At 69.7% G+C, this 24,781-nt stretch carries 19 protein-coding genes; 14 read left to right on the forward strand and 5 right to left on the reverse strand.

Annotation, left to right across the window (positions count from 1 at the left end):
* Positions 1–8 precede the first annotated feature (8 nt).
* Entirely contained in the window at positions 9–806 is a 798-nt protein-coding gene (locus HKK74_RS08400) for a carbon-nitrogen hydrolase family protein (RefSeq protein WP_187242505.1), read from the reverse strand.
* A gap of 83 nt (positions 807–889) precedes the next feature.
* Here HKK74_RS08400 and HKK74_RS08405 point away from each other — a divergent pair, with 83 nt between their 5' ends.
* The 7 genes from HKK74_RS08405 to HKK74_RS08445 all read left to right on the forward strand — a co-directional run bounded on the left by HKK74_RS08405 (position 890) and on the right by HKK74_RS08445 (position 14,252).
* Positions 890–1,438, forward strand: a complete 549-nt coding sequence (locus tag HKK74_RS08405) for a TetR/AcrR family transcriptional regulator (RefSeq protein ID WP_187242506.1) — start codon at positions 890–892, stop codon at positions 1,436–1,438.
* Positions 1,439–1,555: 117 nt separating this feature from the next.
* On the forward strand, positions 1,556–2,719 hold the full coding sequence (locus tag HKK74_RS08410) for a pyridoxal phosphate-dependent aminotransferase (RefSeq protein WP_187242507.1): 1,164 nt from the start codon (positions 1,556–1,558) through the stop codon (positions 2,717–2,719).
* A 102-nt stretch (positions 2,720–2,821) separates the two neighbouring features.
* Entirely contained in the window at positions 2,822–3,928 is a 1,107-nt protein-coding gene (gene bar, locus HKK74_RS08415; RefSeq protein WP_187242508.1) for a barbiturase, read from the forward strand.
* Between the two features lie 168 nt (positions 3,929–4,096).
* Positions 4,097–4,795 carry an SseB family protein gene (locus tag HKK74_RS08420; RefSeq protein WP_187242509.1) on the forward strand — a complete coding sequence of 233 codons (699 nt, stop codon included), beginning with the start codon at positions 4,097–4,099 and terminating at the stop codon, positions 4,793–4,795.
* 99 nt (positions 4,796–4,894) lie between these two features.
* Entirely contained in the window at positions 4,895–5,593 is a 699-nt protein-coding gene (locus tag HKK74_RS08425; protein ID WP_187242510.1) for a prepilin peptidase, read from the forward strand.
* 670 nt (positions 5,594–6,263) lie between these two features.
* A complete protein-coding gene (locus HKK74_RS08430; RefSeq protein WP_187242511.1) occupies positions 6,264–8,078 on the forward strand; it encodes a hypothetical protein in 1,815 nt (604 codons plus the stop codon).
* 3,189 nt (positions 8,079–11,267) lie between these two features.
* A complete protein-coding gene (locus HKK74_RS08445; protein WP_187242512.1) occupies positions 11,268–14,252 on the forward strand; it encodes a glycine--tRNA ligase in 2,985 nt (994 codons plus the stop codon).
* Positions 14,253–14,400: 148 nt separating this feature from the next.
* On the opposite strand, the gene HKK74_RS08450 is transcribed toward HKK74_RS08445, so the two are convergent.
* Genes HKK74_RS08450 through HKK74_RS08460 form a run of 3 tightly spaced genes read right to left on the reverse strand, consistent with a single transcriptional unit; the run spans position 14,401 to position 17,064 of the window.
* The gene (locus HKK74_RS08450; protein WP_222722001.1) at positions 14,401–15,138 is read right to left on the reverse strand and encodes a maleylpyruvate isomerase family mycothiol-dependent enzyme; all 738 of its coding nucleotides are present in this window, start codon (positions 15,136–15,138) and stop codon (positions 14,401–14,403) included.
* Positions 15,128–15,970, reverse strand: a complete 843-nt coding sequence (locus tag HKK74_RS08455) for a fumarylacetoacetate hydrolase family protein (protein ID WP_187242513.1) — start codon at positions 15,968–15,970, stop codon at positions 15,128–15,130. Before HKK74_RS08455 ends, HKK74_RS08450 begins: the two co-directional genes overlap by 11 nt.
* On the reverse strand, positions 15,967–17,064 hold the full coding sequence (locus tag HKK74_RS08460; RefSeq protein WP_246491333.1) for a cupin domain-containing protein: 1,098 nt from the start codon (positions 17,062–17,064) through the stop codon (positions 15,967–15,969). Before HKK74_RS08460 ends, HKK74_RS08455 begins: the two co-directional genes overlap by 4 nt.
* A 49-nt stretch (positions 17,065–17,113) precedes the next feature.
* On the opposite strand from HKK74_RS08460, the gene HKK74_RS08465 reads away from it, so the two are divergent.
* From HKK74_RS08465 to HKK74_RS08495, 7 genes are all read left to right on the forward strand, one after another.
* A complete protein-coding gene (locus tag HKK74_RS08465) occupies positions 17,114–17,920 on the forward strand; it encodes an IclR family transcriptional regulator (RefSeq protein ID WP_187242515.1) in 807 nt (268 codons plus the stop codon).
* Positions 17,921–18,122: 202 nt separating this feature from the next.
* On the forward strand, positions 18,123–19,301 hold the full coding sequence (gene aroC / locus HKK74_RS08470; protein WP_187242516.1) for a chorismate synthase: 1,179 nt from the start codon (positions 18,123–18,125) through the stop codon (positions 19,299–19,301).
* 14 nt (positions 19,302–19,315) lie between these two features.
* A complete protein-coding gene (locus HKK74_RS08475) occupies positions 19,316–19,819 on the forward strand; it encodes a shikimate kinase (RefSeq protein WP_187242517.1) in 504 nt (167 codons plus the stop codon).
* Positions 19,816–20,907, forward strand: coding sequence for a 3-dehydroquinate synthase (gene aroB / locus HKK74_RS08480; RefSeq protein WP_187242518.1), 1,092 nt, complete (start codon positions 19,816–19,818; stop codon positions 20,905–20,907). Before HKK74_RS08475 ends, aroB begins: the two co-directional genes overlap by 4 nt.
* Positions 20,908–20,944: 37 nt before the next feature.
* Entirely contained in the window at positions 20,945–21,388 is a 444-nt protein-coding gene (gene aroQ, locus HKK74_RS08485; protein ID WP_187242519.1) for a type II 3-dehydroquinate dehydratase, read from the forward strand.
* Positions 21,385–21,765, forward strand: a complete 381-nt coding sequence (locus HKK74_RS08490; protein WP_187242520.1) for a DUF2834 domain-containing protein — start codon at positions 21,385–21,387, stop codon at positions 21,763–21,765. The genes aroQ and HKK74_RS08490 overlap by 4 nt, the downstream gene beginning before the upstream one ends.
* A 117-nt stretch (positions 21,766–21,882) precedes the next feature.
* A complete protein-coding gene (locus HKK74_RS08495) occupies positions 21,883–22,932 on the forward strand; it encodes an LLM class F420-dependent oxidoreductase (RefSeq protein ID WP_187242521.1) in 1,050 nt (349 codons plus the stop codon).
* A gap of 36 nt (positions 22,933–22,968) precedes the next feature.
* Here HKK74_RS08495 and HKK74_RS08500 read toward each other — a convergent pair whose 3' ends face one another.
* Positions 22,969–24,744, reverse strand: coding sequence for a hypothetical protein (locus HKK74_RS08500; RefSeq protein WP_187242522.1), 1,776 nt, complete (start codon positions 24,742–24,744; stop codon positions 22,969–22,971).
* Positions 24,745–24,781 lie beyond the last annotated feature (37 nt).

Raw genomic sequence — 24,781 nt, forward strand, 5'->3', positions numbered from 1 at the left:
GCCCGGGTTCAGAGGACGTCCTTGCGCCGGTGGGACAGCGAGGGGATCGTCGCGCGTACCGATGCGGTCAGCTCGGGGTCGAGGTCGAGAACCCGGACCGCCGGAGCCGGACCGAGGTCGGCGAGCGCCACGCCCATGGGATCGACCAGCAGGCTGCGGCCCACGCCGGTGCGCCCGCCGCGCGGCGGGTCGGTGAGGTCGGGGGCCTTGTCGACGGCCACGACCCACGTGGTGTTCTCGATCGCGCGTGCCCGGACCAGCGTGGTCCAGTGCTCCTCCTTGTAGACGCCCTGCGCCCACGCGGCGATGACGACCAGTAGTTCGGCCCCGCGATCGACCAGGGCCCTGGCCAGCTCGGGGAACCGGATGTCGTAGCACGTGACGAGCCCGATCCTGGCGCCGGCCAGCTCGACCACCACCGGCTCGTCGCCCGGCGCGACCGTCTCGGACTCGCGGAACCTGAACGCGTCGAAGAGGTGGAGTTTCCGGTAGGTCCCGGCGAGTGAGCCGTCGGCGTCGATCGCGACGGCGGTGTTGTGCACCCGTCCGTCGGCGCTCGGCTCGAACACGCCGACGATCATGGCCGTACGGTGCTCGCGCGCCGCCCTGCGCAGCTCGGTGACGAACAGGCCGTCGAGAGGCTCGGCCACGGCGGCGAGGTCGTTGCCGAACCGCACCTGTGCCGCCTCGGGGAACACGGCGAGATCCGCGTCAGCGTCCGCGGCCTGGACCAGCGCCTCGCGGATCCGCTCGAGGTTCTCCTTGGGATCGTCGTTCACCGGGATCTGACACATCGCCACCCGCATGGTGCGCACTCCTCTCGCCGACCCCAGTTTCGCACCAGGGGTACGTTATCCGGGACGCCACGTTCTGTTTCTCGGGAGACGCGATGCCGCGTGGACGCCCGCCCTCGGCGGCGGTGGACCATGCCGTGCGCCGAGCGGTCTTCGAGTTGCTCGAAGAGGTCGGCTACCGGGACGTGAGCGTCGAGCGGGTGGCCCGGCGCGCGGGCGTGGGCAAGGCGGCCATCTACCGGCGCTGGCGGTCCAAGGCCGATCTCGTCTCCGCGTTCGTCTTCGACGACCTTCAGCCGCCACCGGACCAGGGGTCGCTGCGCGCGGATCTCACGGTGCTCGCGGGCGACCTGGTCGCCTTCCTCACCGGGCCGGCCGTGTCGCGCGCAATCCTCGGGCTCACCGCGGATCTGCGCGGCGACCCGGCTCTCGCGGACCGCCTCATCGCCCGGCACCGCCGCTGCCTGACCGTCGTCCTCGACCGCGCGGTGGCCCGCGGAGAGCTCGCCGAGCCGCCGGACCCGGCGTGGGCGCATGCGCAGCTCCTCGGGCCCGCGTACGCGTGGCTGATGCTGTTCGACGGGGCCGCCGACCCGGACCTGCCCGCCCGGCTGGCCGCCGATCTGGTCAACGTGCTGCGCTAGCGTCTCAGCGATGTTGATCAAGGATTGTGGTCGCTCTGGGTGCCCGGATGCTTGATCAACACGGGCGCCGCAGGTGCGGCCCTTCAGCCGGGCCGATGACCTGGTTAGCCTTGGCGCGTGAGTGAACCTCTTGTCGCACGCATGCGGAATTTCGGGACGACCATCTTCGCGGAGATGTCCGCCCTCGCCACCCGTACCGGAGCCATCAATCTCGGGCAGGGTTTCCCCGACGCCGACGGACCCCCGGCCATGCTCGAGGCAGCGGTCGAGTCGATCCGCTCCGGCGGCAACCAGTACCCGCCGGGGCCGGGGCTGCCCGAACTGCGAGAGGCGGTGGCCGCCGAGCGCGCGGAGCGCTACGGGCTGGCCTACGATCCCGCGACCGAGGTGTACGTCACGGTCGGAGCCACCGAGGCCATCGCCACGACCATCCTCGCCCTCGCCGAGGCCGGCGACGAGGTGATCGTGTTCGAACCGTTCTACGACTCGTACGCGGCGACGATCGCATTGGCTGGAGCGGTGCGGCGCCCCGTCACCCTGCGACCGGACGGCGGAAGGTTCACCTTCGACCCCGATGAGCTGCGCGCCGCCGTGGGGCCGCGCACCCGCCTCATCCTGGTCAACTCCCCGCACAACCCGGCCGGTACGGTCTTCACCCGCGAGGAGCTCGAGACGATCGCCGCCGTCTGCCGCGAACACGACCTCGTCGCGGTCACCGACGAGGTGTACGAGTACCTGACCTTCGACGCCACCGAGCACATCCCGCTCGCCTCCCTCGAGGGCATGCGCGAGCGGACCGTCGCGATCTCCTCGGCCGGCAAGACCTTCTCGGTCACCGGCTGGAAGACCGGATGGGTGACCGCGCCCGCGCCGTACGTGCGTGCCGTCCAGACGGTGAAGCAGTTCATGACCTACACGTCGAGCGCGCCGTACCAGCGCGCCGTTGCGTACGCGCTGGGCAACGAGCTGCCCTGGGTCGAGGAACTGCGCAAGTCGCTGGAGGCCAAGCGCGACCGGCTGATCTCCGGGCTCGAGACCGCCGGGTTCACGACCTTCCGCCCGCAGGGCACCTATTTCGTGCAGGCCGACATCCGGCCGCTCGGCTTCACCGACGGCTTCGAGCTCGCCAGGGCGCTGCCGGAGAAGGCCGGAGTCGTGGCGATCCCGAGCCAGGTGTTCTACGACGACGCCGAGGCCGGCCGGCCCTTCGTCCGCTTCGCTTTCTGCAAGCGCGAGGACGTCATCGACCAGGCGGTGGAGCGGCTGGCCCGGCTGCGCTGATCGCGGCCACGCGCGGCCAAGCGCCGCCCGTCCCGGGTCTCGACGGACCGTGACCCCGACCGGAAGAATGATCAGGCCAGGTCCGACCACTGAGGAGTCGATGTGCCCGATCCCATCGAAGTGCGCAAGGTACCCATCGAGAGCGTCACCGACGCCGCCGGGCTCGCCCGGCTGATCGATGACGGAGTGATCGAAGCCGACCGGGTGCTCGCCGTCGTCGGGAAGACCGAGGGGAACGGCGGGGTCAACGACTACACCCGCATCCTCGCCGACCGGGCCTTCCGCGAGGTGCTGCTGGCCAAGGGCACGCGCAGCGCCGATGAGGTCAAGCAGGTGCCGCTCGTCTGGTCGGGCGGTACGGATGGTGTGCTCAGCCCGCACGCCACGATCTTCGCGTCCGTGGACCCGGCGACCGCGCCGGCCTCGGCCGAGCCGAGGGTGTCGGTGGGCGTCGCGATGAGCGAGGTGATCCTGCCCGAGGACATCGGCCGGCCTGCGATGGTGGAGAAGGTCGCCGAGGGGGTCCGGGAGGCGATGAAGATCGCCGGGATCGAAGAGCCGGCCGACGTCCACTACGTGCAGACCAAGACCCCGCTGCTCACCCTCGACACGATCAACGACGCGAAGCGGCGTGACCGGACGGTGGTCACCGAGGACACGCTGAAGTCGATGGACATCTCCAACTCGACGACCGCGCTCGGCATCGCAGTGGCCCTCGGTGAGATCGAGATGCCGGCCGCCGAGCAGATCCACAAGGACCTGTCGCTCTACTCCTCGGTGGCGTCGTGCTCCTCGGGCGTGGAACTCGACCGGGCGCAGATCGTGGTGGTCGGCAACGTACGCGGCATCGGGGGCCGTTACCGCGCCGGACACGATGTGATGCGGGACGCCCTCGACGCCGACGGGGTCTGGGCTGCGATCCGCAGTGCGGGTCTGGAACTGCCCGAGCGACCGCACCACAGCGACCTCGGAGACCGCTTGGTCAACGTCTTCCTCAAGTGCGAGGCGGACCCGAGCGGGTCGGTGCGCGGGCGGCGCAACATCATGCTCGACGACTCCGACGTCCACTGGCACCGCCAGATCAAGGCATGTGTCGGCGGGGTGACGGCCGCCGTAACCGGCGATCCGGCCGTGTTCGTCTCCGTCGCCGCCGTGCATCAGGGCCCCTCGGGAGGCGGCACCGTGGCCGCCATCGTCGACCTCGGGTGACGAACGGGGAGGGCGACCGGAACTCCGCCGTGATGATCTTCACGGTGCGCGCTGGACGACGCGCGAACAACTGCAAGATCACGGACGGAGAGGCCCAAGGCGGTTATGGGCGCGGAGAGTATCTGAATTAGCACCCTCCGTATGCACGGATGGTTATACCCTCTGTGCGTGGCCGGACGGACCATTCCTCAACCTCAGTTCCCCACCGACGACGGTGGCACCGATCCCCGCCTGGGTGCGGCGCTGACCGCGTACGCCGCGGGGCGGGTCGGCGAGCACACGGTGATCGCCGAACTCGCCGGTGCGCGCCTGCTGGTGCCCGTGGTGGCGGTGCTCACCGAGGAGGAGCCGGTGGCGCCGGGTGAGCCGCGCCGCGAGAAGGACAGCGAGATGGCGGTGCCCACGTTGGTCGGCGCCGACGGCAGGAAGGGCCTGCTCGGCTTCACCTCGGTCGAGACCATGGCGATGTGGCGGCCCGACGCCCGGCCCGTCGCGGTGTACTCGCGGGAGGCGTGCCAGGCGGCACTCGACGAGAAGGCCGACGCCCTCGTCATCGACGTCGCCGGTCCGGTGCCCTTTGCGATCGACGGCTACCGGCTGTACCTCCTCGCCGAGGGCAAGCCCATTCCGCCGCCTCATGAGGACCCCGAGGTGCTCGCCGCGGTCGAGGCCGCCTTCGGCACAGAGCCCGGTGTCACCGGTATCAGGGTCGCCGCCGGCAGCACCGCCGAACTCTCCGTGCGCTTCACCCTCACCGGTGACGTCGACGAGCGGGCCACCGTCCAACGGGTCGCCGACCGACTCACCGAACTGCTGCGCGGCCGCATCGTGGGCGGGGTCGAGCTCGGCGTCGTCCGCGGCCTGTGACGGGCACGGCCCGCCGCACACGGCCGGCGTCACGGCCGCGCTGCCGTCGGAGACGTCGATCTCCCGCGGGTTCCGTACCCCGGCGGTAAAGTGCGCCGCGTGAGCGAACCGGTTCGTGGGGACGAGTTGCCGGCCGCGTCCGAGCCGCCGCTCGAGAGCGCATCCGAGACGACGCCGGAGCCACCGGAGCCGCCGGGCGGGGACACCGGATCGCGTGCCGCCCCCGGCGCCCAGCGGGATTGGACCGAGCCGGTCGCCTGCCGCCCGGCGACCGTCGCGTTGGTGGCCGTCGCCATCGTGCCGGTCATGGTCTGGGGGATCGGGCCCCGGGCCGAACTGGCCGCCTTCTGCTATCTCGGTGTCGTGGGAGTGGTGCTCTCGTTCATCGACATCGCGCTCCACCGTCTGCCCGACCCGCTCACGCTGCCGTCCTATCCGATCGGCGCGGCGCTGCTCGGCGTCGCCGTGCCGTTCACCGACGACGGAGGAACCCGGTACCTCCATGCCCTGGCCGGGCTCTGCGCGATGCTGCTGCTGTACTTCGTGCAGTGGTTCATCGTCCCGAACGCCATCGGTTTCGGTGACGTGAAGTTGTCGGGGGTGCTCGGCCTCTATCTCGGGTGGCTCGGGTGGCCGGCGTGGATCCTGGGGCTGTTCGCCGCGTTCGTCCTGGGCGGGGTGTGGGCGGTGGGCTTGCTGATCACTCGCCGGGCCGATCGCAAGAGCGCCATCCCGTTCGGGCCGTTCATGCTCGTCGGCGTGCTCGTGGCCGTGGTGCGGCATGGGCCTGGAATCTGAGCGAGTCGTCCGCGGCCTGTGACCGGTCGTTTAAAGCGCGTTCGTCGAGAGTGCCGAAGCAAAGCCAACTCTCACATTTCTCGGTTTGCTTGAATTAGTCCACGGGAAGACGTCACGGGACTGCGGCACTGAGACACGTGATGGTGTCGTTAGTGCATGCATTGGTCAGTCGTGCTGGCCGGATATCGCGGTACGTAACCTGACGTGTACTGCGGAAATCCGTTCATGACCTGAACGAGCTCCATTTCCTGCAAAGGGGTCCTTCATGAGGATGTCAAAGTGCGCGGCATTGGTCACATTTGGTGTGGTCATCACGGGAGCGGCCGTCCTGGTGCTCACTGCGGGCGCTGCTGCCTCGGCCGGCGCCCACCACGACGCCGGCAAGTGCTATCGGTAGCGAAGAACAGCGACATGGCACCACGAACCACTTCGGTAGCGGCGGCCAGGCGATGTGCTCTCCAGTTGGAGATCGGCACAGCGCCAGACCACGCACTGAGCAGGATCGACTCGTGCCAGGGAGCGGCATGATCTGTTGATGATCGGGCCCTGCGCTGTGACCGCAGTCCCCAGTTGGGGGAACAGTCGTTCATGTGGCCGCAAAGCGAGCCGCGTCACGGTGGTCTCCCGCGTTGGCGGATCGGTTTCCTTCTGCTGTACGCCGTGCTGAGGTGTGAAGCTGCGGGCTGCAAATATTCACAATAACTGCGGACTAAATGCCCACCGTGGAGACTTCATGGGATTTATTGCGACCATCGCCCAGAAGGAGCGCGCAGAGGCGAGATCCGGAAGGTCCGTAACCGTACTCCGAAATCGGCCCTGGCCGTTACTGCTCGCCGGTAGTTGGCTGCTCCAGGCGTTCGTCCGGCTGGCGCTCGCCATACATCAGACGACACCTGTGATGATTCCCGACGAGTCGGGCTATCTGCTGGCCGCGCGGCTGATCTCCGGAGGTGCGGCGGCCGACCTTTCCGGACGGACCTTCTATCAGGCGGGCTACTCGCTCCTGATCTCTCCCGCGTTCTTGCTGGATGGCGATCCGGCCGCCGTGTATCGCCGTGTCATCGCGATCAATTCGCTGGTCAGCGCAGCGCTCGTGGTGCTGGCGTACATCGCTCTGCGCCGGTTGGAGGTGCCGCGCTGGTATGCGTTCCTCCTGGCGAACGTCACCGCGCTTCTGCCGTCGGTGATCTACTACGCCCAATTCGCCATGACCGACGCCGTGCTGCCAGTGGTCGTCCTCGGCTGGCTGCTGCTGGTCCACTCCTGGCTGGCCAGTGGGCAGCCGGTCTACGCTGCGGCGGCTAGCACGGTCGTCGCCTTCGCCTACACGACGCACGCCCGGGGCACGATCATCCTGCTGGTGCACGTGGGTCTTCTCGTCGTCGCTCTGTCACGACGGTGGGTGCGCAAACGTGACATCGCGGTGTTGGCCACGGTGCTGGCCGCCGGGGCGGCCGCCGGCCGGGCACTGAACGGCTGGGTGAGGTCACAGATCTATCCCGGCGGTGTCCAGCCGCACGGCGATTGGCTCACCGACCGGCTCACCAGCCCAGACGGTGTCGGCTGGATCCTGTCGCTCACCGTCGGCAAGCTCTGGTATCTGATCGTTTCCACCTGGGGTGTGGCGGGCATCGGCCTCGTGGTCCTCGTACTGGCGTTCCGCCGCGGCACCGCACGTCCGATACGGGCGACGGCAGGGCTCACGCTCCTCACTCTGCTGGGCATTGGACTGTCCACATCGGGTGCGATCGCCGACGAGGGGACGGTCGCCAACTTCGCCTACGGTCGGTATCTCGCCTGCCTGGTACCCGTGCTGTTCCTCGCCGGGGCGGCGTTCGCCTGGCGAGCCCCGCAGGTGACGATGGCCCGGGTCCTGCTCGTCACCGCCGGAACGGCGTTGGCGGCGTCCGCCATCGTACGGATGCACGCAGGTGATCGGCTGTCGGGTAATTTCTTCAGTTCCTTCGACTTCCCCGAGATCTGCTTCCTCACGTGGAACTGGGATTCCTTCCAGTTGTGGCCGGCCACGGTAGCCGCGCTGCTGCTGCTCGCACTGGCGGGGCTGGTGCTGATCCGCTACGACCGTCGGCGTGGGTTGTGTGCGATCGCCGTCGCTGTCATCGTGCTCGACCTCGCCACCGTGATCGTCGTCACCAATCGGATCTCGCGCCATTGGTCACGGGAATTGGAGCTGGACACCAGTCTGGCGTCGGCCGGGCTGCGTGCCCAGGATCGAGTGGGGGTGAGCTATGAGGGTATGCCGTGGCGTATCTGGGTTTCGCACGCCTTTCAGGCGCGAAACGGACTTCGTGCTATTGATCGGTATCGCCGGGACTCGCTGCCACCAGATGTGACACTGGTCATCGTGCCCTGGGATTCCGGGGCATCGTGGGACAGCTGGCCCGGCGCTCCCGCCGACTGGCAGCCTGTATCCATCAATCGCACCCCTACCGGGAACTGGGTCGCCTGGCGCCGTCAGGAATGAGCCCGGGCGGCCGGGGACAAGATGGCGCTGATGTCGGTGTTGTCCTGATGACTTTGATGGGCGAAGAGTAGTAGGTCGCGCCGAAAAGCATTCTGGTGTCGGATGGAGTAAATCCGACGTTGTTCCTCAATCGCTGCAGAATGACAAGATGGCAGGTATGGGCCCATAGCGCTTTCCTGTGCCATCTATTTACTTGATCACGACTTCGCTTGCGTGTTTCCGTTTCATGTGTGGGTATTCAACTCGTGCCGCACCGATGCGGGTATCGCGGAAGAAAGGTCCGGTCTATCGGACTCGAGCGGGTATGGTGAATCAATAGATGACTCCCAAGAAGAAAGGGCGGGCATCGCGCCCGCTCCCCGGTAAATACCTAGGTGGATTTGCGCTGGCTGCGACGACGGTCGGCCTCGCAATGGCGTCATATCCGGCGCTGGCTCACTCGGCCACCGCAACGTCGAAAGCCTCTCCGGTCCAGAATAGGATCGAGGCCGATGGGGGTGATGGCTGGGGCGACGGGGGCCAGTCTCAAGACCAGGCCCAGTCTCAAGTAGCAAAGAGGGGGCGGACGGGCCCGACGGGGCCGACTGGACCCCAGGGGAGGACGGGGCCGACGGGCCCGACCGGACCCCAGGGGAGGACGGGGCCGACGGGCCCGACCGGACCCCAGGGGAGGACTGGTCCCACGGGCCCGACCGGACCCCAGGGGAGAACTGGTCCCACGGGCCCGACCGGTCCCAGCGGACCCCAGGGTCCTAGCCAATGCATCGATTCGGCCATCCAGGCGGCGAACAGGAAATTCATCGGCCTCGTGCCGTCACCTGGGCGAGTACTCATCTTCGATGAGAGGCAGAATCAGTGGTTCGAATTCACGAACACCACTCCAGCCAGTAATCCTAATCCGATTCCGAGAGCGGTTTGTATCACCGTGGCCATCCGGGGTAACGACCTGCATGTCACACTATTGACCCAGAACCCTCAGCAGGTGTGGCAGTCGATCTGCACGGCCAATCCGGCGAACACTTTCGACCCGAACGTTAACTGTGGTCCGTTCGTGCAACGACCGCTGCCGACCTCGTTGTTCTCGAGGGCTCAGCGCGCTTCTGCAGTACCGGAACTGCCCGAGATGAGAGGTTTCGAGCCTCAGCAGCGCCTTCGCAACGAAAGTCACAGGTGAGCAATCCGGCCTGATTGAGAAGGGGATAGGGTGCTGTGTGGGGACACTGCACCCTATCCCTGCATCACTTTGGGCTGTTGATTCCTCCGTGCTCGCCTGGCGCCGTCAGGGATGAACCCGGGCGGCCGGGAACAAGATGTCGGTGTTGTCCTGATGACTTTGATGGGCGAAGAGTAGTAGGTCGCGCCGAAATGCATTTTGGCGTCGGGATGGGGTAAATCCGACGTTGTTCCTCAACTGCTGCAGAATGGCAAGATGGCAAGTATGGACCCATAGCGCTTTCCCGTGGCATCTGTTTACTTGATCACGACTTCGCTCGCGTGTTTCCGTCTCATTGTTCGGGTATCCAACTCGTGCCGCACCGATGCGGGTATCGCGGAAGAAAGGTCCGGTCTATCGGACTCGAGCGGGTATGGTGAATCAATAGATGACTCCCAAGAAGAAAGGGCGGGCATCGCGCCCGCTCGCCGGTAAATACCTATGGAGCTTTGCGGTTGCGACGACGACGGTCGGCCTCGCAATGGCGTCATATCCGGCGCTGGCTAACTCCGTTACTGAAACGACGAATGCCTCTTCCATTAAAAAGGCCGGGGACGATTGGGACGATGATTGGGGCGACGGTGAGTCCCAGGGCCAGTCTCAAGAACAGTCCCAGGTTGTAAAAGCCAAGAAGGCGCGGACGGGGCCGACAGGGCCGACAGGGCCGACAGGGCCCCAGGGTAAGACGGGCCCCACGGGGCCGACTGGGCCTCAGGGTAAGACGGGCCCCACGGGGCCGACTGGGCCCCAGGGTAGGACAGGTCCCACGGGACCCACAGGGCCGACTGGACCCCAGGGTAGAACGGGTCCCACAGGTCCCACGGGACCGACTGGGCCCCAGGGTAGGACAGGTCCCACGGGTCCCACCGGGCCGACTGGACCTCAGGGCAGAACGGGTCCCACGGGGCCGACGGGTCCCACGGGGCCGACTGGGCCTCAGGGTAGGACGGGTCCCACCGGGCCGACGGGGCCGACTGGGCCCCAGGGTAGGACAGGTCCCACCGGTCCCACCGGGCCAACTGGGCCAACTGGACCCCAAGGTAGGACGGGTCCCACGGGGCCGACTGGACCCCAAGGTAGGACGGGTCCCACGGGGCCGACTGGGCCGAAGGGTGACACGGGCCCGACCGGGCCGAAGGGCGACACGGGCCCGACCGGGCCGAGGGGTGCGACAGGTCCGACCGGTCCGCGGGGGGACTCCATCACCACGGCGCTTCAGGGCAGCACCAGGTTCTCGGGACTTGTCCGCAATGGTGCGTTGCTGGTCCGCGATTCGCGGCCAGGGTCCCGATCCGCCGGGTCATGGCATCGGATGCCTTTCAACGGTACAGTCACTGCCGCCTCGCTGTCCCCGGAGGGCTCCGACCAGATCCGTGTCATGCTGGTGGACAACCTCGGCAGGTTGCACGAGGCGACGTGCATGGTCAAGCCGGCCTCAGGAGCTGCTGCTCCTGCGTGGCCAGGCAACTGCACTCCGTTCTCCGTCTCCGCGCCAGAGGTGACGAGTGTTGATCCCGCGCCAGAGGTGACGAGTGCCGATCGCGCGCCAGAGGCGACGAGTGCTAGTCCCGCGCCAGAGGTGACGAGTGTTCCCGCGCCAGAGGCGACGAGTGCTGATCGCGCGCCAGAGGCGACGAGTGCTGATCGCGCGCCAGAGGCGACGAGTGCTAGTCCCGCGCCAGAGGTGACGAGTGTTCCCGCGCCAGAGGCGACGAATGCTGCCGCGCCAGAGGCGACGAGTGCTGGTCCCGCGCCAGAGGTGACGAGCGTTCCCGCGCCAGAGATGACGATTTTGATCCGGCACCAGGGATGACGAGGGGGATCCAGCGCTAATCCTGCATAGTGGCGGCGGGTGCCGCGTTCGGGGCTTCCCCCGGGCGCGGCACCCGTTCCGCTGCATCGCCTGCGGTTGAGTACTACGCTGGCGTGTCCTTCTGGCAGGGCCCTTGCCGCTTCGGGCCGATAGGCTCGCGAACATGCTGACGATGCAAGAGGCGCTGATCCGGCTGACCGAGTACTGGGCCGGTCAGGGGTGCGTCATCGTGCAGCCGACGAACACCGAAGTCGGTGCGGGGACGCTCAACCCGGCGACCGCCCTGCGGGTGCTCGGGCCGGAGCCGTGGCGGGTCGCCTATGTCGAGCCGAGCGTCCGGCCGGACGACTCCCGGTACGGCGACAACCCCAACCGCCTGCAGACCCACACGCAGTTCCAGGTGATCTTGAAGCCGGAGCCCGGTGACGCGCAGGAGCGCTACCTCGGGAGCCTCGCGGCGCTCGGCGTCGACCTGGAGGCGCACGACGTCCGGTTCGTCGAGGACAACTGGGCCTCGCCGGCTCTCGGCGCGTGGGGGCTCGGGTGGGAGGTCTGGCTCGACGGGCTCGAGATCACCCAGTTCACCTACTTCCAGCAGTCGGGCGGCCTCGCGCTCGATCCCGTCTCGGTCGAGATCACGTACGGTATGGAGCGCATCATCATGGCGCTCCAGGGCGTCTCCCACTTCAAGGAGATCGCCTATGCGCCGGGCATCTCCTACGGCGAGGCGTTCGGCCAGGCCGAGTACGAGATGAGCCGCTACTACCTCGACGACGCCGACATCGAGACGGGGCGCGAGCTGTTCGAGGCCTACGAGGCCGAGGCGCGGCGCCTGATCGCGGCGCGGCTGCCGGTGCCCGCCCACTCCTACGTCCTTAAGTGCTCGCACGCCTTCAACGTGCTCGACGCCAGGGGCGCCGTCGGCACCACCGAACGGGCTCGCGCGTTCGCGCGGATGCGCGGGCTTGCCCGCGACGTTGCGCAGCTGTGGGCCGAGCGGCGCGATGAGCTCGGCCATCCCCTGGGCGTCGCGGTGACCGGCGCCGCCGCCGAGGCGCCGCCGGCGGCGTCGTACCCGACGATCGACGCCCCGGCGCCCCTCGCCTTCGAGATCGGAGTCGAGGAGCTGCCGCCCGCCGAGGTCGCGCGGGCGGCCGGATATGTCCGCGACGCGCTGGCCGAGGGCCTCGCCGCGACCCGGTTGCGGCACGGCGAGATCGACGTCGTCGCCTCTCCCCGCCGAATGGTGGCGCTGGTCGAGGACATCGCGCCCCGCGAGGACGATTCCGAAGAGGTCGTCCGCGGGCCGCGGCTGTCGGCGGCCTACGACGCCGAGGGCCGGCCGACCAAGGCCGCGCAGGGGTTCGCCCGGAGCCGTGGCGTCGACGTCGCCGACCTGCGGCCGATCACCTGGCGTGGCGGGGAGTACGCCGGATACGTCGAGCAGGTCCCCGGGCGGCCCGCCTCCGAGGTGCTCGCCGCGCTGCTGCCCGGGGTCGTGACGGGGCTGCGCGCCGAGAAGAACATGCGCTGGAACGCGCCGGGCCTGTCCTACAGCCGGCCGATCCGCTGGATCCTCGCCCTGCTCGGCGACGAGGTGGTCCCGTTCTCGGTCGGCGGGATGACGGCGGGCCGGTTCACCACCGTGCACCGCACCGCTGCGGAGCCGCGCGTCGAGGTGGCGTCGGCGGGCCGTCACCTGGACACGCTCCGGGCGCACGGGATCGAACCCGACGCTGCCCGCCGCCGGGAGCGGATCGTCGCCACGGCCGCCGAACTCGCACGGGGCGTCGGCGGGGGCATCGACGCCGAGGCCGAAGGCGGCGTCATCGACGAGGTCACCGATCTCGTCGAGGAGCCGGTCGCCATCCTCGGTTCGTTCGACTCCGGTTATCTGGAGCTGCCCGGCGACATCCTCACCACGGTCATGAAGAAGCACCAGCGCTATCTCCCCGTACGCGACCGTGACGGCCGGCTGCTGCCGCACTTCGTGACGATGGCGAACGGCGCGTGCGACGTCGCCGCCGTACGCGCGGGGAACGAGGCCGTGCTCCGCGCCCGCTACGAGGACGCATCCTTCTTCTACCGGGCCGATCTGCGGGTGGCCCCGGACGAGCTGAAGCGGGGACTGGACAAACTGACCTTCGAAGAGCGGCTCGGCTCCATGACCGACCGCGCGGAGCGGATCAGCGCGATCGCACTGGAACTCGCCGAGTGGGTCGAGTTGTCGGCGGACGAGACCGAGGTCCTGGCGCGCGCCGCGGCCCTCGCGAAGTTCGATCTCGGGTCGCAGATGGTCATCGAGCTCTCCAGCCTGGCCGGCGTCATGGCGCGAGAGTACGCACTGAAGGCCGGCGAGCCGGAAGCGGTGGCGAACGCCCTGCACGAGATGGAGCTTCCGCGCTCGTTCGGCGACCGGCTGCCCGACTCGGCCCCGGGTGCGCTGCTGGCCGTGGCCGATCGGCTGGACCTGCTCGCCGGGTTGTTCGGCATCGGCTCGGTCCCCTCGGGCAGTTCGGATCCGTTCGGGCTGCGCCGCGCCGCCCTCGGCCTGACCGCGATACTGCGCGCGCGGCCGAGGCTGTCGGCCATCACGGTGGCGGAGGGGCTCGCCGTGGCCGCGCGTCAACAGCCGGTCGAGGTCGGCCCGGCGGCACTGGAGGAATCCGCGAGGTTCGTCACCCGCCGGTTCGAGCAGGCCTTGCTCGACGCCGGGCATCCGGTCGGCGTTGTACGGGCGGTCCTGCCGCACGCGGGGTCACCGGCCTACGCCGAGCAGGCCGCGGCCGACCTGGAGAAGCTCCTCGGCGACGAGCGCTTCGACCGGCTGACCACGGCGCTGCAGCGGGTACTGCGCATCGTCCCGGCCGAGACGGCGGCGGCGTACGACCCCGCCCTGTTCGACGACGACGCGGAGCGGCGTCTGCATGACGCGCTGACCAGAGTGCGCGGCGAACTCGGGGACGCGGCGGTGGGGCTGCCCGCCTTCACCGGCGCGGCGCTGGCACTCGCCGGACCGATCGACGACTACTTCGACGAGGTCCTGGTCATGGCCGACGATCCGGCCGTCCGGGCCAATCGGCTCGGCCTGCTCGCCGCGATCCGCGATCTCGTGGCGGGTGTCCTGGACTGGCGCGAGGTGTCCTGACCGGCCCTGGCCGAGCCGGTACGGGGTCCGCCCCGGAGGGCCGGATCCGCGGTCGGGGCGACGACCCGGCCGACGGCCCCGAGACCCCGCCGACACCCCTGTCGGCGGGGCTCGATGACCACGTGCCGGCTCATCCGGCCGGCGCCGGCTAGAGCCAGCGACCGGGCACCGGCAGGGGCGCTCCCGGATCGGCTGTCCGCACGCCGTGGGCACCGCGCCCGGTGATCCAGGCGCAGAGCGCGGCCGCGGTGCCGGTGACCTCCGAGCCCGGCCGGTCCGTGAGTTCGACGCTCCACGTCCGCCGGCGGTCCTCCGGGGCCAGGATCAGCGCCGGTTCCTGCCCGCGCTGTGTCCACGCCGCCGTGACATCGGTCAGCAGCCGGTCCACGAGCTCCGGCGGGAAGACGCCGAACGTCGCACCGTCGCCGAGGTCGACCGCGTGCACCCACACCTCGCGGCAGCGCATCCACACGATCTGGGTGGCGGGCACGGTGCGTCCCTGGGCGGTGACGACCTCGGCCCGCCACTGGTCGCCGGACAGCCCGGCGAGCGCCGACCACAGTTCCTCGGCGGTCTGCCGCACGAAAGCGCGAAGTTCCGGGGCGGGCCGCCCGGCGCCCTCGGCTATCTCGGCGTCCCGCGCGAAGGTACTGGCGTACATGGGCGTCCGTTCACCCGTACGGGCCCAGTGGACGAGCCGGCCCAGCGCGCGGGCGTTGTAGCCCACGTGCGCCACCAGATGACCCCGGCTCCAGCCGGGCAGGGCGGTGGGCGCGGCGAGGTCGGCGTCGGCGAGGGCGTCCAGGTGCGCGAGGAAGTGGCCGGTCCCCTCCCGCAGCCGGCCGAGTTCCCCGGCCGGTGCGCCGGCCTCCGGATCACCAGGCACTGCCGGCGCCTTCGGCTCGGACGGTGTTGGCGAGCTCGCCGATGCCGTCGACGCGCGTGCCGAGCTTGGCGCCGTCCGACAGGTAGCGCGGCGGCTTGCGCGCGTGCCCGACGCCGCCCGGCGTGCCGGTCGCGATCACGTCACCGGGGCGCAGCGTGAGGATGGCGGAGATGTACGAGACCAGCTCCGCGGGCCCGAAGACCAGGTCGGAGGTGTCGGCGCGTTGTACGGTCTCGCCGTCGACCACGCAGGAGAGCTCAAGGGAGAGGTTCCCCGGCAGCTCGTCCGGGGTGGCCAGGACGGGCCCGAACGGCGTGGTGGCCTCGAAGGTCTTGCCCTGCAGCCACTGCAGCGTGCGGTTCTGATAGTCGCGGGCCGTCACGTCGTTGATCACCGAGTAGCCGGCGATCGCGGATCCGGCCCGCTCGGCGTCGGCGTGGCGCACGGTCGCACCGATCACGACCGCCAGCTCGGCCTCCCAGTCGAGTGCCTCGGTCACGCCGGGCAGCACCACGTCGTCGTACGGGCCGACGAGCGCCTCGGGGAACTTGGCGAAGAGCGTCGGGTACTTCGGCAGCTCCCGCCCCATTTCGAGGATGTGCGTGCGGTAGTTGAGCCCGACGCAGAGGATCTTGCCGGGCCGGGGGACCACTGGGGCGTAGCGGGCCGCTTCGAGGGCGTGCCGCGCGACGCCCGGCCCCGCCGCGAGTTCCCGCCAGCCGGGTTCGGCGAGCAGCGCCCCCACATCGGTGGCGTCGAGTTCGACGGCGTGGTCGTCCTCGACGCGGACGGCGGCGGTGCGGCCGTCCAACCGCAGCGTCGCGAGCTTCATTCGGTGTCCTCTCCAACGGTCACGCGGGCTTGGTGCAGTCCATCGAAGATCGGTGTGTCGCTGAACCGGAACAGGTCGAACCTCGACTCGGCCTGGATCTTCAGCGCCGTCCACGAGGGCACGACGGCGAGGTCGCCCTGGGCCATGCGGTGTTCGACGCCGTCGAGCACGAGCGCGCCCTCGCCCGAGAAGACCTGGAAGACCGACGATCCGACCTCACGGCGGGTCGTCGTCTCGGCGCCCGCCCGGAGCCGGTGGAACTCCGCCCGGATGGTCGGCATGACGTCGCCGCCCGTGGTCGGGTTGGTGTACCGAACGGCGGCGTGGCCGGGCTCGACCGTGACTGCGTGCCCCTCGTCCTCGAGCGCCAGCTGCTCGTCGAGCGCCCGGTCGGTGTGCTCCCAGCGATAGGCGGCGATCGGGGAGTTGGGCAGGGAACCGAGCGCCGACAGCGGCCGCAGTCCCGGGTACGCCCACAGCCGCTCGGAGCGCGACGCCGAAGGGGTGCTCCGGTCGGTGACCTCGTCGGCCCCGAACTCGAAGAACGTCGAGTCGGTGTAGTGCGCGAACGGGATGTCCAGCCCGTCGATCCAGGCCATCGGCCGGTCGGTGGTGTTGTGGTGGGAGTGGAAGTGCCAGCCCGGCGTCAGCAGGAAGTCGCCGCGCCGCATCGCCACCGGGTCACCGTCCACGACCGTCCACACCCCCTCGCCCTCCACCACGAAGCGGAAGGCGTTCTGGGTGTGCCGGTGCTCGGGCGCCGTCTCCTGCGGACCGAGGTACTGGATGGCGGCCCACAGGGTGGGGGTGGCGAACGGGCGGCCGCCCAGACCGGGATTGGCGAGCGCGATCGCCCTGCGCTCGCCGCCGCGGCCGACGGGGACCAGGTCACCGGCCCGCTGGGCCAGCGGGTAGAGCGTCTTCCACGACCAGACGTGCGCCCGCGCGCTGGGCTTGGGGTGCATCGGCATGAGGTCGCCCAGCTGCGTCCACAGCGGCAACAGGTTCTCGGTGTCGAAGTCGGCGTACAGCCGGCGGAGGGCGGCGTCCTCCTCCGGTGTCGGTTCTGGAGCGGACGGCTCAGAGGCGTTCATGTTCGCCAACATAGGAATACGATTCTGTATGGTGCAATAGCATTCTGTTGTGAAGAACAAGCCGGCCTACGCACTGGGCTCTGTCGACAACGCGCTGTTGCTCCTGCACCTCCTGCGCGACCACGGGAAGACCACGGTGAGCGAGGCGGCTCGCGAACTCGGCATCGCCAGGTCCACGGCGCACCGGCTGCTCGCGATGCTGGTCTACCGGGACTTCGCCGTGCAGGACAGCGACCACGGTTACCTGCCGGGCCCGTTCCTGTCGTCGACGTTCGGCGCCGGCCCGCCCGTGCGCGAGCTGCGCGGGGTCGCGCAACCGCACATGGACGCGCTGTGCCAGCGGGTCCGCGAGACCGTCAACCTGACGGTGCGGGTCGGAACCGAGGTCCGCTTCCTGGCCAGCGTGGAGTCGGCACAGATCCTCCACGTGGGCGACCGCCGCGGGACCATCCTTCCGGCCCACCAGGCGTCCGGTGGCAAGGCGCTGCTCGCCGAGCTCCCGCGGGAGCGTCTGCGGGAGCTCTACTCGGTGGAGGGCGACGGCGCGGAGGAGGGCGGCGCCGGCGAGGACGGAGCCCAGCGGCACGTCCTCGACGCCGCCGAATGGGCGAAGCTCCTGCGCGACCTCGACGGCCTGCGCGTCAGGGGCTACGCCGTGAACCATGAGGAGACCGAAGAAGGGGTCTCGGCCATCGGCGTCGCCGTCCGCAACGGGCGGGGGAAGGCCGTCGCGGCCCTGTCGGTGGCCGTGCCGTCCGCCCGGTTCGATTCCGGGCGGATGGACCTGCTGGCGCGGGAGCTGAGGCGTTCCGTCGGTGAACTCGAGCGCGACCTCGCGGACTTCGCCGAGCTGTGAGCGACCAGTGCACCGCCGGCGCGGACGTGACGAGGTCTCATCCAGTTGACACTCAAGCCGCTGTGAGCCGGGTCACGTCCTCGGCGGCACCGGATCCGGGTGCGCGGCGCCGGCCGAGACCGGGCGGCCCCCAGTCCGGACACGCCGTCTCACAGCGTGGACCCGTGGGCGTAGCCTTCCGGGGGATGAAAGGATTTGCCTCATGCTGCGCTGGCTGACCGCGGGGGAGTCTCATGGCCCGGCCCTCGTCACGATCTTGGAAGGGCTGCCTGCCGGAGTACGGGTGACCTCGGCCGACATCGACGAGGCGCTGCGCCGCCGCCGGCTCGGGCACGGGCGGGGCGCCCGGATGAAGTTCGAGCAGGATCAGGTCACCATCGTCGGCGGCATCAGGCATGGCCGCACCCAGGGCGGCCCGGTCGCCATCGAGGTCGGCAACACCGAGTGGCCCAAGTGGGAGACCGTCATGTCGGCCGACCCGGTCGACCCGGACGTGCTCGCCGAGCAGGCCCGCAGCGCACCACTGTCGCGTCCCCGGCCCGGCCACGCCGACCTGGCCGGAATGCAGAAGTACGGGTTCGACGACGCCCGGCCGGTGCTGGAGCGGGCGAGCGCCCGCGAGACCGCCGCCCGGGTCGCGATCGGCGAGGTCGCCAAGGCCTTCCTCCGCCAGGTGTGCGGCGCCGAGGTCCTCAGCCACGTCGTCGAGCTCGGCGAGATCGGCACATCCCCCGACGCGCTGCCCGGGCCCGACGACCTCGCTCGGGTCGACGCCGACCCGGTGCGCTGCTTCGACCCCGAGGCGAGCGCCGCGATGGTGGCCCGGATCGACGAGATCAAGAAGGCCGGTGACACGCTCGGAGGCGTCGTCGAGGTGCTCGCCTACGGCCTGCCGCCCGGTCTCGGCAGCCATGTCCACTGGGACCGGCGGCTCGACGCCCGGCTGGCGGGTGCCCTCATGGGCATCCAGGCGATCAAGGGCGTCGAGGTCGGCGACGGCTTCACCACCGCCCGCAGGCCGGGTTCCGAGGCGCATGACGAGATCGAGAACACGCCCGAGGGCATCAGGCGCCGCACCGGCCGGGCCGGTGGCATCGAGGGCGGCATGACCACGGGCGACCCGGTGCGGGTGCGCGCGGCGATGAAGCCGATCTCGACCGTGCCGCGGGCGCTCGACACCGTCGACGTGCGCACCGGCGAACCGGCCAAGGCGATCAACCAGCGCAGCGATGTGACCGCCGTGCCGGCGGCCGGCGTCGTCGCCGAGGCGATGGTGGCGCTCGTCCTCGCCCAGGCGATCCTGGAGAAGTTCGGCGGCGACTCCGTGGAGGAGACCGCGCGCAACCTGCAGGGCTACCTTTCGTCCCTCACCATCAAGTAGCGGAGCAAGCCCCTATGACACGCCCCAAGGCAGTGATCATCGGACCGCCCGGGTCCGGCAAGACGACCGTCGGCAGCCGGCTGGCCGAACGCCTGTCGGTCGGCTTCCGCGATACCGACGCCGACGTCGAGGCGGTCGCGGGCAAGCCGGTCGGCGAGATCTTCATAGACGAGGGAGAGCCGCGCTTCCGCGAGCTCGAACACGCGGCCGTACGCACCGCGCTGGCCGAGCACGACGGCGTGCTGGCGCTGGGCGGCGGCGCGGTCCTCGACGAGGGCACCCAGCTGCTCCTCGCCGAGCACACGGTCGTCTACCTCGAGGTGGGCCTGGCCGACGCGGTGAAGCGCGTCGGCCTGGCCTCGGCGCGCCCGCTGCTCGTGCTGAACCCGCGCAGCCAGTTGAAGCGGCTCCTCGAGGAGCGGCTGCCCGTCTATGAGCGCCTCGGCACCATCACCGTGTCCACCGGCGGACGTGAGCCCGACGAGATCGTCGACCAGATCGTCAAGGAGATCTCTTGACCGCCACGAGAATCAGAGTGCGAGGCGACGTCCCCTACGACGTCGTCGTGGGCACCGGTGTCCTCGGCGAGCTCCCCGGCATGCTCGGCGACAGCGTCCGTACGGTCGCGGTCGTGCACGCTGAGGGGCTGCCCGAGATCGCCCGGCCGGTGCGCGGCGCGCTGGAGCAGGCGGGGCGCACCGTCCATACCCTGCCGGTACCCGACGGTGAGGCGGCCAAGGAGATCGGCGTGCTCGCCGGGCTCTGGTCGCGCTTCGCCGAACTGGGCGTCACGCGCTCGGACGCGATCGTCGGAGTGGGCGGCGGCGCCGCCACCGATCTGGCCGGATTCGCCGCGGCCTCCTGGCTGCGGGGCGTCACCTCGGTGCTCGTACCCACCACGCTGCTCGGCATGGTCGACGCGGCCATCGGGGGCAAGACCGGGATCAACATTCCCGAGGGCAAGAACCTGGTCGGCGCCTTCCACCCGCCCGCCGGGGTGCTGTGCGACCTGACCACCCTGATGACCATGCCGGGTGAGGACTACATCAGCGGTCTCGCCGAGATCGTCAAGGCCGGCTTCATCGCCGATCCGGTCATCCTCGACCTGGTCGAGGACGATCCCGAGGGGGCCGCCGCGCCCGACGGCACCCACACCCGGGAACTCGTCGAGCGGGCCATCCGGGTCAAGGCCGACGTGGTGTCGTCCGACCTGCGGGAGAGCGGGCTCAGGGAGATCCTCAACTACGGGCACACCCTCGCCCACGCGATCGAGAAGGCGGAGGACTACCGGTTCCGGCACGGCCACGCGGTCGCCATCGGCATGGTCTACGCGGCCGAACTCGGCCGGCTCACCGGCCGCCTCGATGACGCCGTGGCCGACCGGCACCGCTCCGTGCTCGCGTCCGTCGGGCTGCCCACCTCGTACGGCGCGGACGCCTGGCCCGCGCTGCGCGACGGCATGCGGGTCGACAAGAAGGCGCGGGGCGGGCAAGGGGGCACGCCGCGGCTCCGCTTCGTCGTGCTCGACGGGCCGGCCAAGCCCGGACTGCTCGAGGATCCCGACGAGTCCCTGCTCGAGACCGCGTACCGGAGGATCTCCCGGTGAGCCGGATCGACACAGCGCGGCGGCCGAGGAGTGAGCCATGAAGACCGTCCTTGTGCTGAACGGACCGAACCTCGGCCGGCTCGGCACCCGGGAACCCGATGTCTACGGTGCCGAGACCTTCGAGGATCTGGTCGCGCTGTGCCGCGACACCGGGCGCCGGCTCGGCCTGCACGTCGAGGTGCGCCAGACCGACGACGAGGCGGAGATGATCGGGTGGGTGCACGAGGCGGCCGACGAGAAGACGCCCGTCGTGCTGAACCCGGCCGCGTTCACCCACTACTCGTACGCGCTACGGGACGCGCTCGCTCAGCTCACCGCCCCGCTGATCGAGGTGCATCTGTCCAACCCGGCCGCGCGGGAGGAGTTCCGGCACACCTCGGTCGTCGCGGCCGTGGCGACCGGGACCATCGCCGGCTTCGGCTTCACGTCGTACGTCTTGGCCCTGCGGGCGATCGCCGAGCTGTCGGCCGAGACCGCGTGAGGACCGGCCCCCGACCGGCGCGACGCGACCGGCTCCTGATCGGGGTCTACGCCGCCATCGCGCTGGGCGCGCTGACCGCCACCTGGTGGCAGAACATCCGGTTCCTGCGCAGCGAGGACAACGGCGGCGTCCTCGGCTTCGTCCGCGACGGTTACGCCAACCCGGCCGCCGCGTCGATCAGCAACGACATCATCTTCGTGCTGCTCGCGGTGGTCGTCCTCATGGTGGTCGAGGCGCGCCGGCTGGGCATCCGCCATGTCTGGACCTACCCGCTGCTGTCGCTCGCCGTCGCCCTCAGCGTCGCCCTTCCGCTCTTCCTCATCGCGCGTCAGTACGCGCTCATACGCCGCGACGCCGAGCCGCGGGCGCCGTCCTGACCCCACCGCCGTTCGCGGGGAGCCGGACCGAGGACTGCGCGGAGACCGCCGAGGACGGGGCGCTAGCCTACAGCGAACGGGAAACTGAATAAGGTTCGGTTGAGAGGGAGGCGCCGGATGCGCATCGGAATGGCTCTGAACTACTCGGGCGGCTTCAAGCAGACCGTCGAGGAACTGGCCGACTACGAGAAGGCCGGTCTGGACATCGTGTTCGTTGCCGAGGCGTACACGTTCGACGCGGTGAGTCAGCTCGGCTACATCGCCGCCAAGACCGAGCGGCTCGAGATCGCGTCGGGCATCCTGCCGATCTACTCGCGCACGCCGACTCTGCTGGCGATGACCGCGGCGGGTCTGGACTATGTCTCTGAGGGCCGTTTCACGCTCGGCCTCGGTGCCTCGGGCCCGCAGGTCATCGAGGGCTTCCACGGCGTGCCGTATCACGCGCCGCTCGGCCGTACACGTGAGATCGTCGAGATCTGCCGCAAGGTATGGAAGCGCGAGGAGCGCCTCACCCACGACGGCAAGCACTACACCTTGCCGCTGCCCGCGGACCGGGGCACCGGGCTCGGCAAGCCGCTGAAGATCATCAACCACCCGGTGCGCCCGCGGATCCCGGTGGTCATCGCGGCCATCGGACCCAAGAACGTGGAGCTCGCGGCAGAGATCGCCGAGGGCTGGGAGCCGATCTTCTACCTGCCCGAGAAGGCCGCCGAGGTGTGGGGGTCGTCGCTCGCCGCCGGACGGGACAAGCGCGACCCGGAGCTCGGCGACCTCGACATCGTCGGCCAGGCGCACCTGGCCATCGGCGACGACGTGGAGGGGCTGCGCGAGTTCGGCCGCCCGATGGCCGCGCTCTACATCGGCGGCATGGGCGCCAAGGGCAAGAACTTCTACAACGACCTCTTCCGGCGCTACGGGTGGGAGAAGGAGGCCGACGAGATCCAGGACCTGTACCTCAGCGGCAAGCAAAAGGAGGCGGGCGCGAGGGTCCCCGCCGAACTGCTGGAGAAGATGTCGCTGATCGGCCCGGAGTCGCATGTGAAGGAACGCCTCGCCGCCATGAAGGAGTCGGGCGTCACCACGCTCAACGTCACCCCGATCGCCCGTGATCACAAGGCCCGGCTGGCGCTGATCGAGAGGGTGAAGGAACTCGCCGCCGAGGTATGACGAGGTAAGAGGTAGGAGCGGCGCGGCGGCGGCGTTTCACTGGCGTGGCGGTGCCGTTCGTCGCCAGGCGACCAGTTCCCAGTTCGCCAGGACCGGGTTCCAACCCGGTGGGGCAGCGGGCCAACTGGCGGACGCAGGCCCCGCCCCGAACTGGGCCGGGGGCACCACGACCAGGGTGGCCTCGGAGGGCAGAGACTGCGGGTCGCGTGGGTCGAAGTAGAGCGGCGAATGCGGCGTCTGGATGGCCACCATGCCATGGCGCCAGCGATTGGGATCCTGGCCGTCAACGGCGACCCGGTCGGCGCTGGTGAGGCCTGCGGCCTTCAGGTTCACGTTGCGAATCTGTCCCACTATCGTGTCGACGTCCTTGTGCCTGACCACGACGCCGACGACGAGGTGCAACACCGCCAAGCCGGCGCCGATCGCGATCATCGGCCGTCCGCCGCCCTTGCCGCTGGTGATCGCCAGGACGAGCAGGATGAGGATCAACAGGGCGGCGACGGTGCCGTGCACGGGGCGCAGCGCGCTCCAGCTCCAGGTCAGGAATTGCATCTCCAGGAAGTCCCCGGGCAAGTACAGATCGTGCTTGAGCCGGTCTCCGGCGTGGAGCACCAAGATCGCGCAGGCCGCGGCGGCCAGGGCCGCCACCGCTTGGGCCGCCTGCAGGAGCCGGGCACGAGGGGCGCGGGCCAGGACCGCCACGCCGAGAATGAACAGGGCCGCCTGGAAGGGATGGAGGTAGCGACCGTAGGCGAAGTTACTGACCCGGTCTTCATCGATGAGTGCGGCAGCGCTGAGCAGCGCGACCGCAGTCATGGTGGCCAGAAGCGCGGCGGCGATCGCCTTCGTGGGGACCGGGGTGCCGCGGTGGAGCAGGGCCCACACCAACGCGGCCAACCCGAGACCGCCGACACCCCAGGCGCCCACGATCTGATACCAGGCTTGGCCGGCGCCGAGCGCCAACGTCCAGCCCCAGCCATCCGGACTGGTGACCCGCGAACGCAGGGTTTCGCCCAGGGGGTTGACCACGTCGGAGTACAGGGTCGCCCGGAGCCAGCGGTTCAACGCCCAGGCCGAAGCCACCATGACGGTCAGAATCTGCCCGGCTCGCCACACGCCTTGCCTTGGTGCCCAGCCGCGCCACAAGACGACCGCCACGACGGCCAAGTGGATGATCAGAATGAACTGCCCTCGGGTGTGCAGCGCGTAGGCGTAGCCCACGACCAGACTGGCTCCGGCCAGATGGGCGGGACCGCGGCCGCTCAGCCAGGCGTGCAGCAGCAGCAACCAACCCAGCACGACCGCGGGGAAGACCGCGTCGGCGATCGCGATCTGCCCGTAGAAAAGTCCCGCGGGCAGCAACGCGGCGGCGTGGGCCGAAACATAGGCCGCGCGGCGCGACAGACCCAGCCGCCGCAACGCCAGGAAGGCCAGGATCAGCACCGACGCGCCGATCAGCGCGTTCACCGTCATCGCGTACCGGTGCACGAACGTCAGCTCGTCGCTGATCAGGTAGGCGGGAATGACCAGCAGTCCGTACCCGACCTCGTGGAAGGTCGCGCCGAAAACGTTGGCACCCTGTCCTCCGGCCAGCGTCCGGCCGGCGAGCAGGAAGGTGACGTCATCCAGCCACCAGGGCAGCGGAACCCCCCAATTCACCAATGACAACCGCAGAACGACGTGGACCAGCCACCCGGCCAGCAACGCCAGCGGCCATCGATACGTCCACATCACGGTCAGGCGCAACCGCGCCAACCCTTCGTGCAAGGAGGCCGCGGTCTCCCGGCCCAGCAACTTCTCCCCCAAGGTCATTCGGGCACCACTTTCTCGCGGGCACCGTGACGGTGCC

It is taken from the genome of Actinomadura alba (assembly GCF_014323705.1).
Lineage (GTDB): Bacteria > Actinomycetota > Actinomycetes > Streptosporangiales > Streptosporangiaceae > Actinomadura_C > Actinomadura_C alba.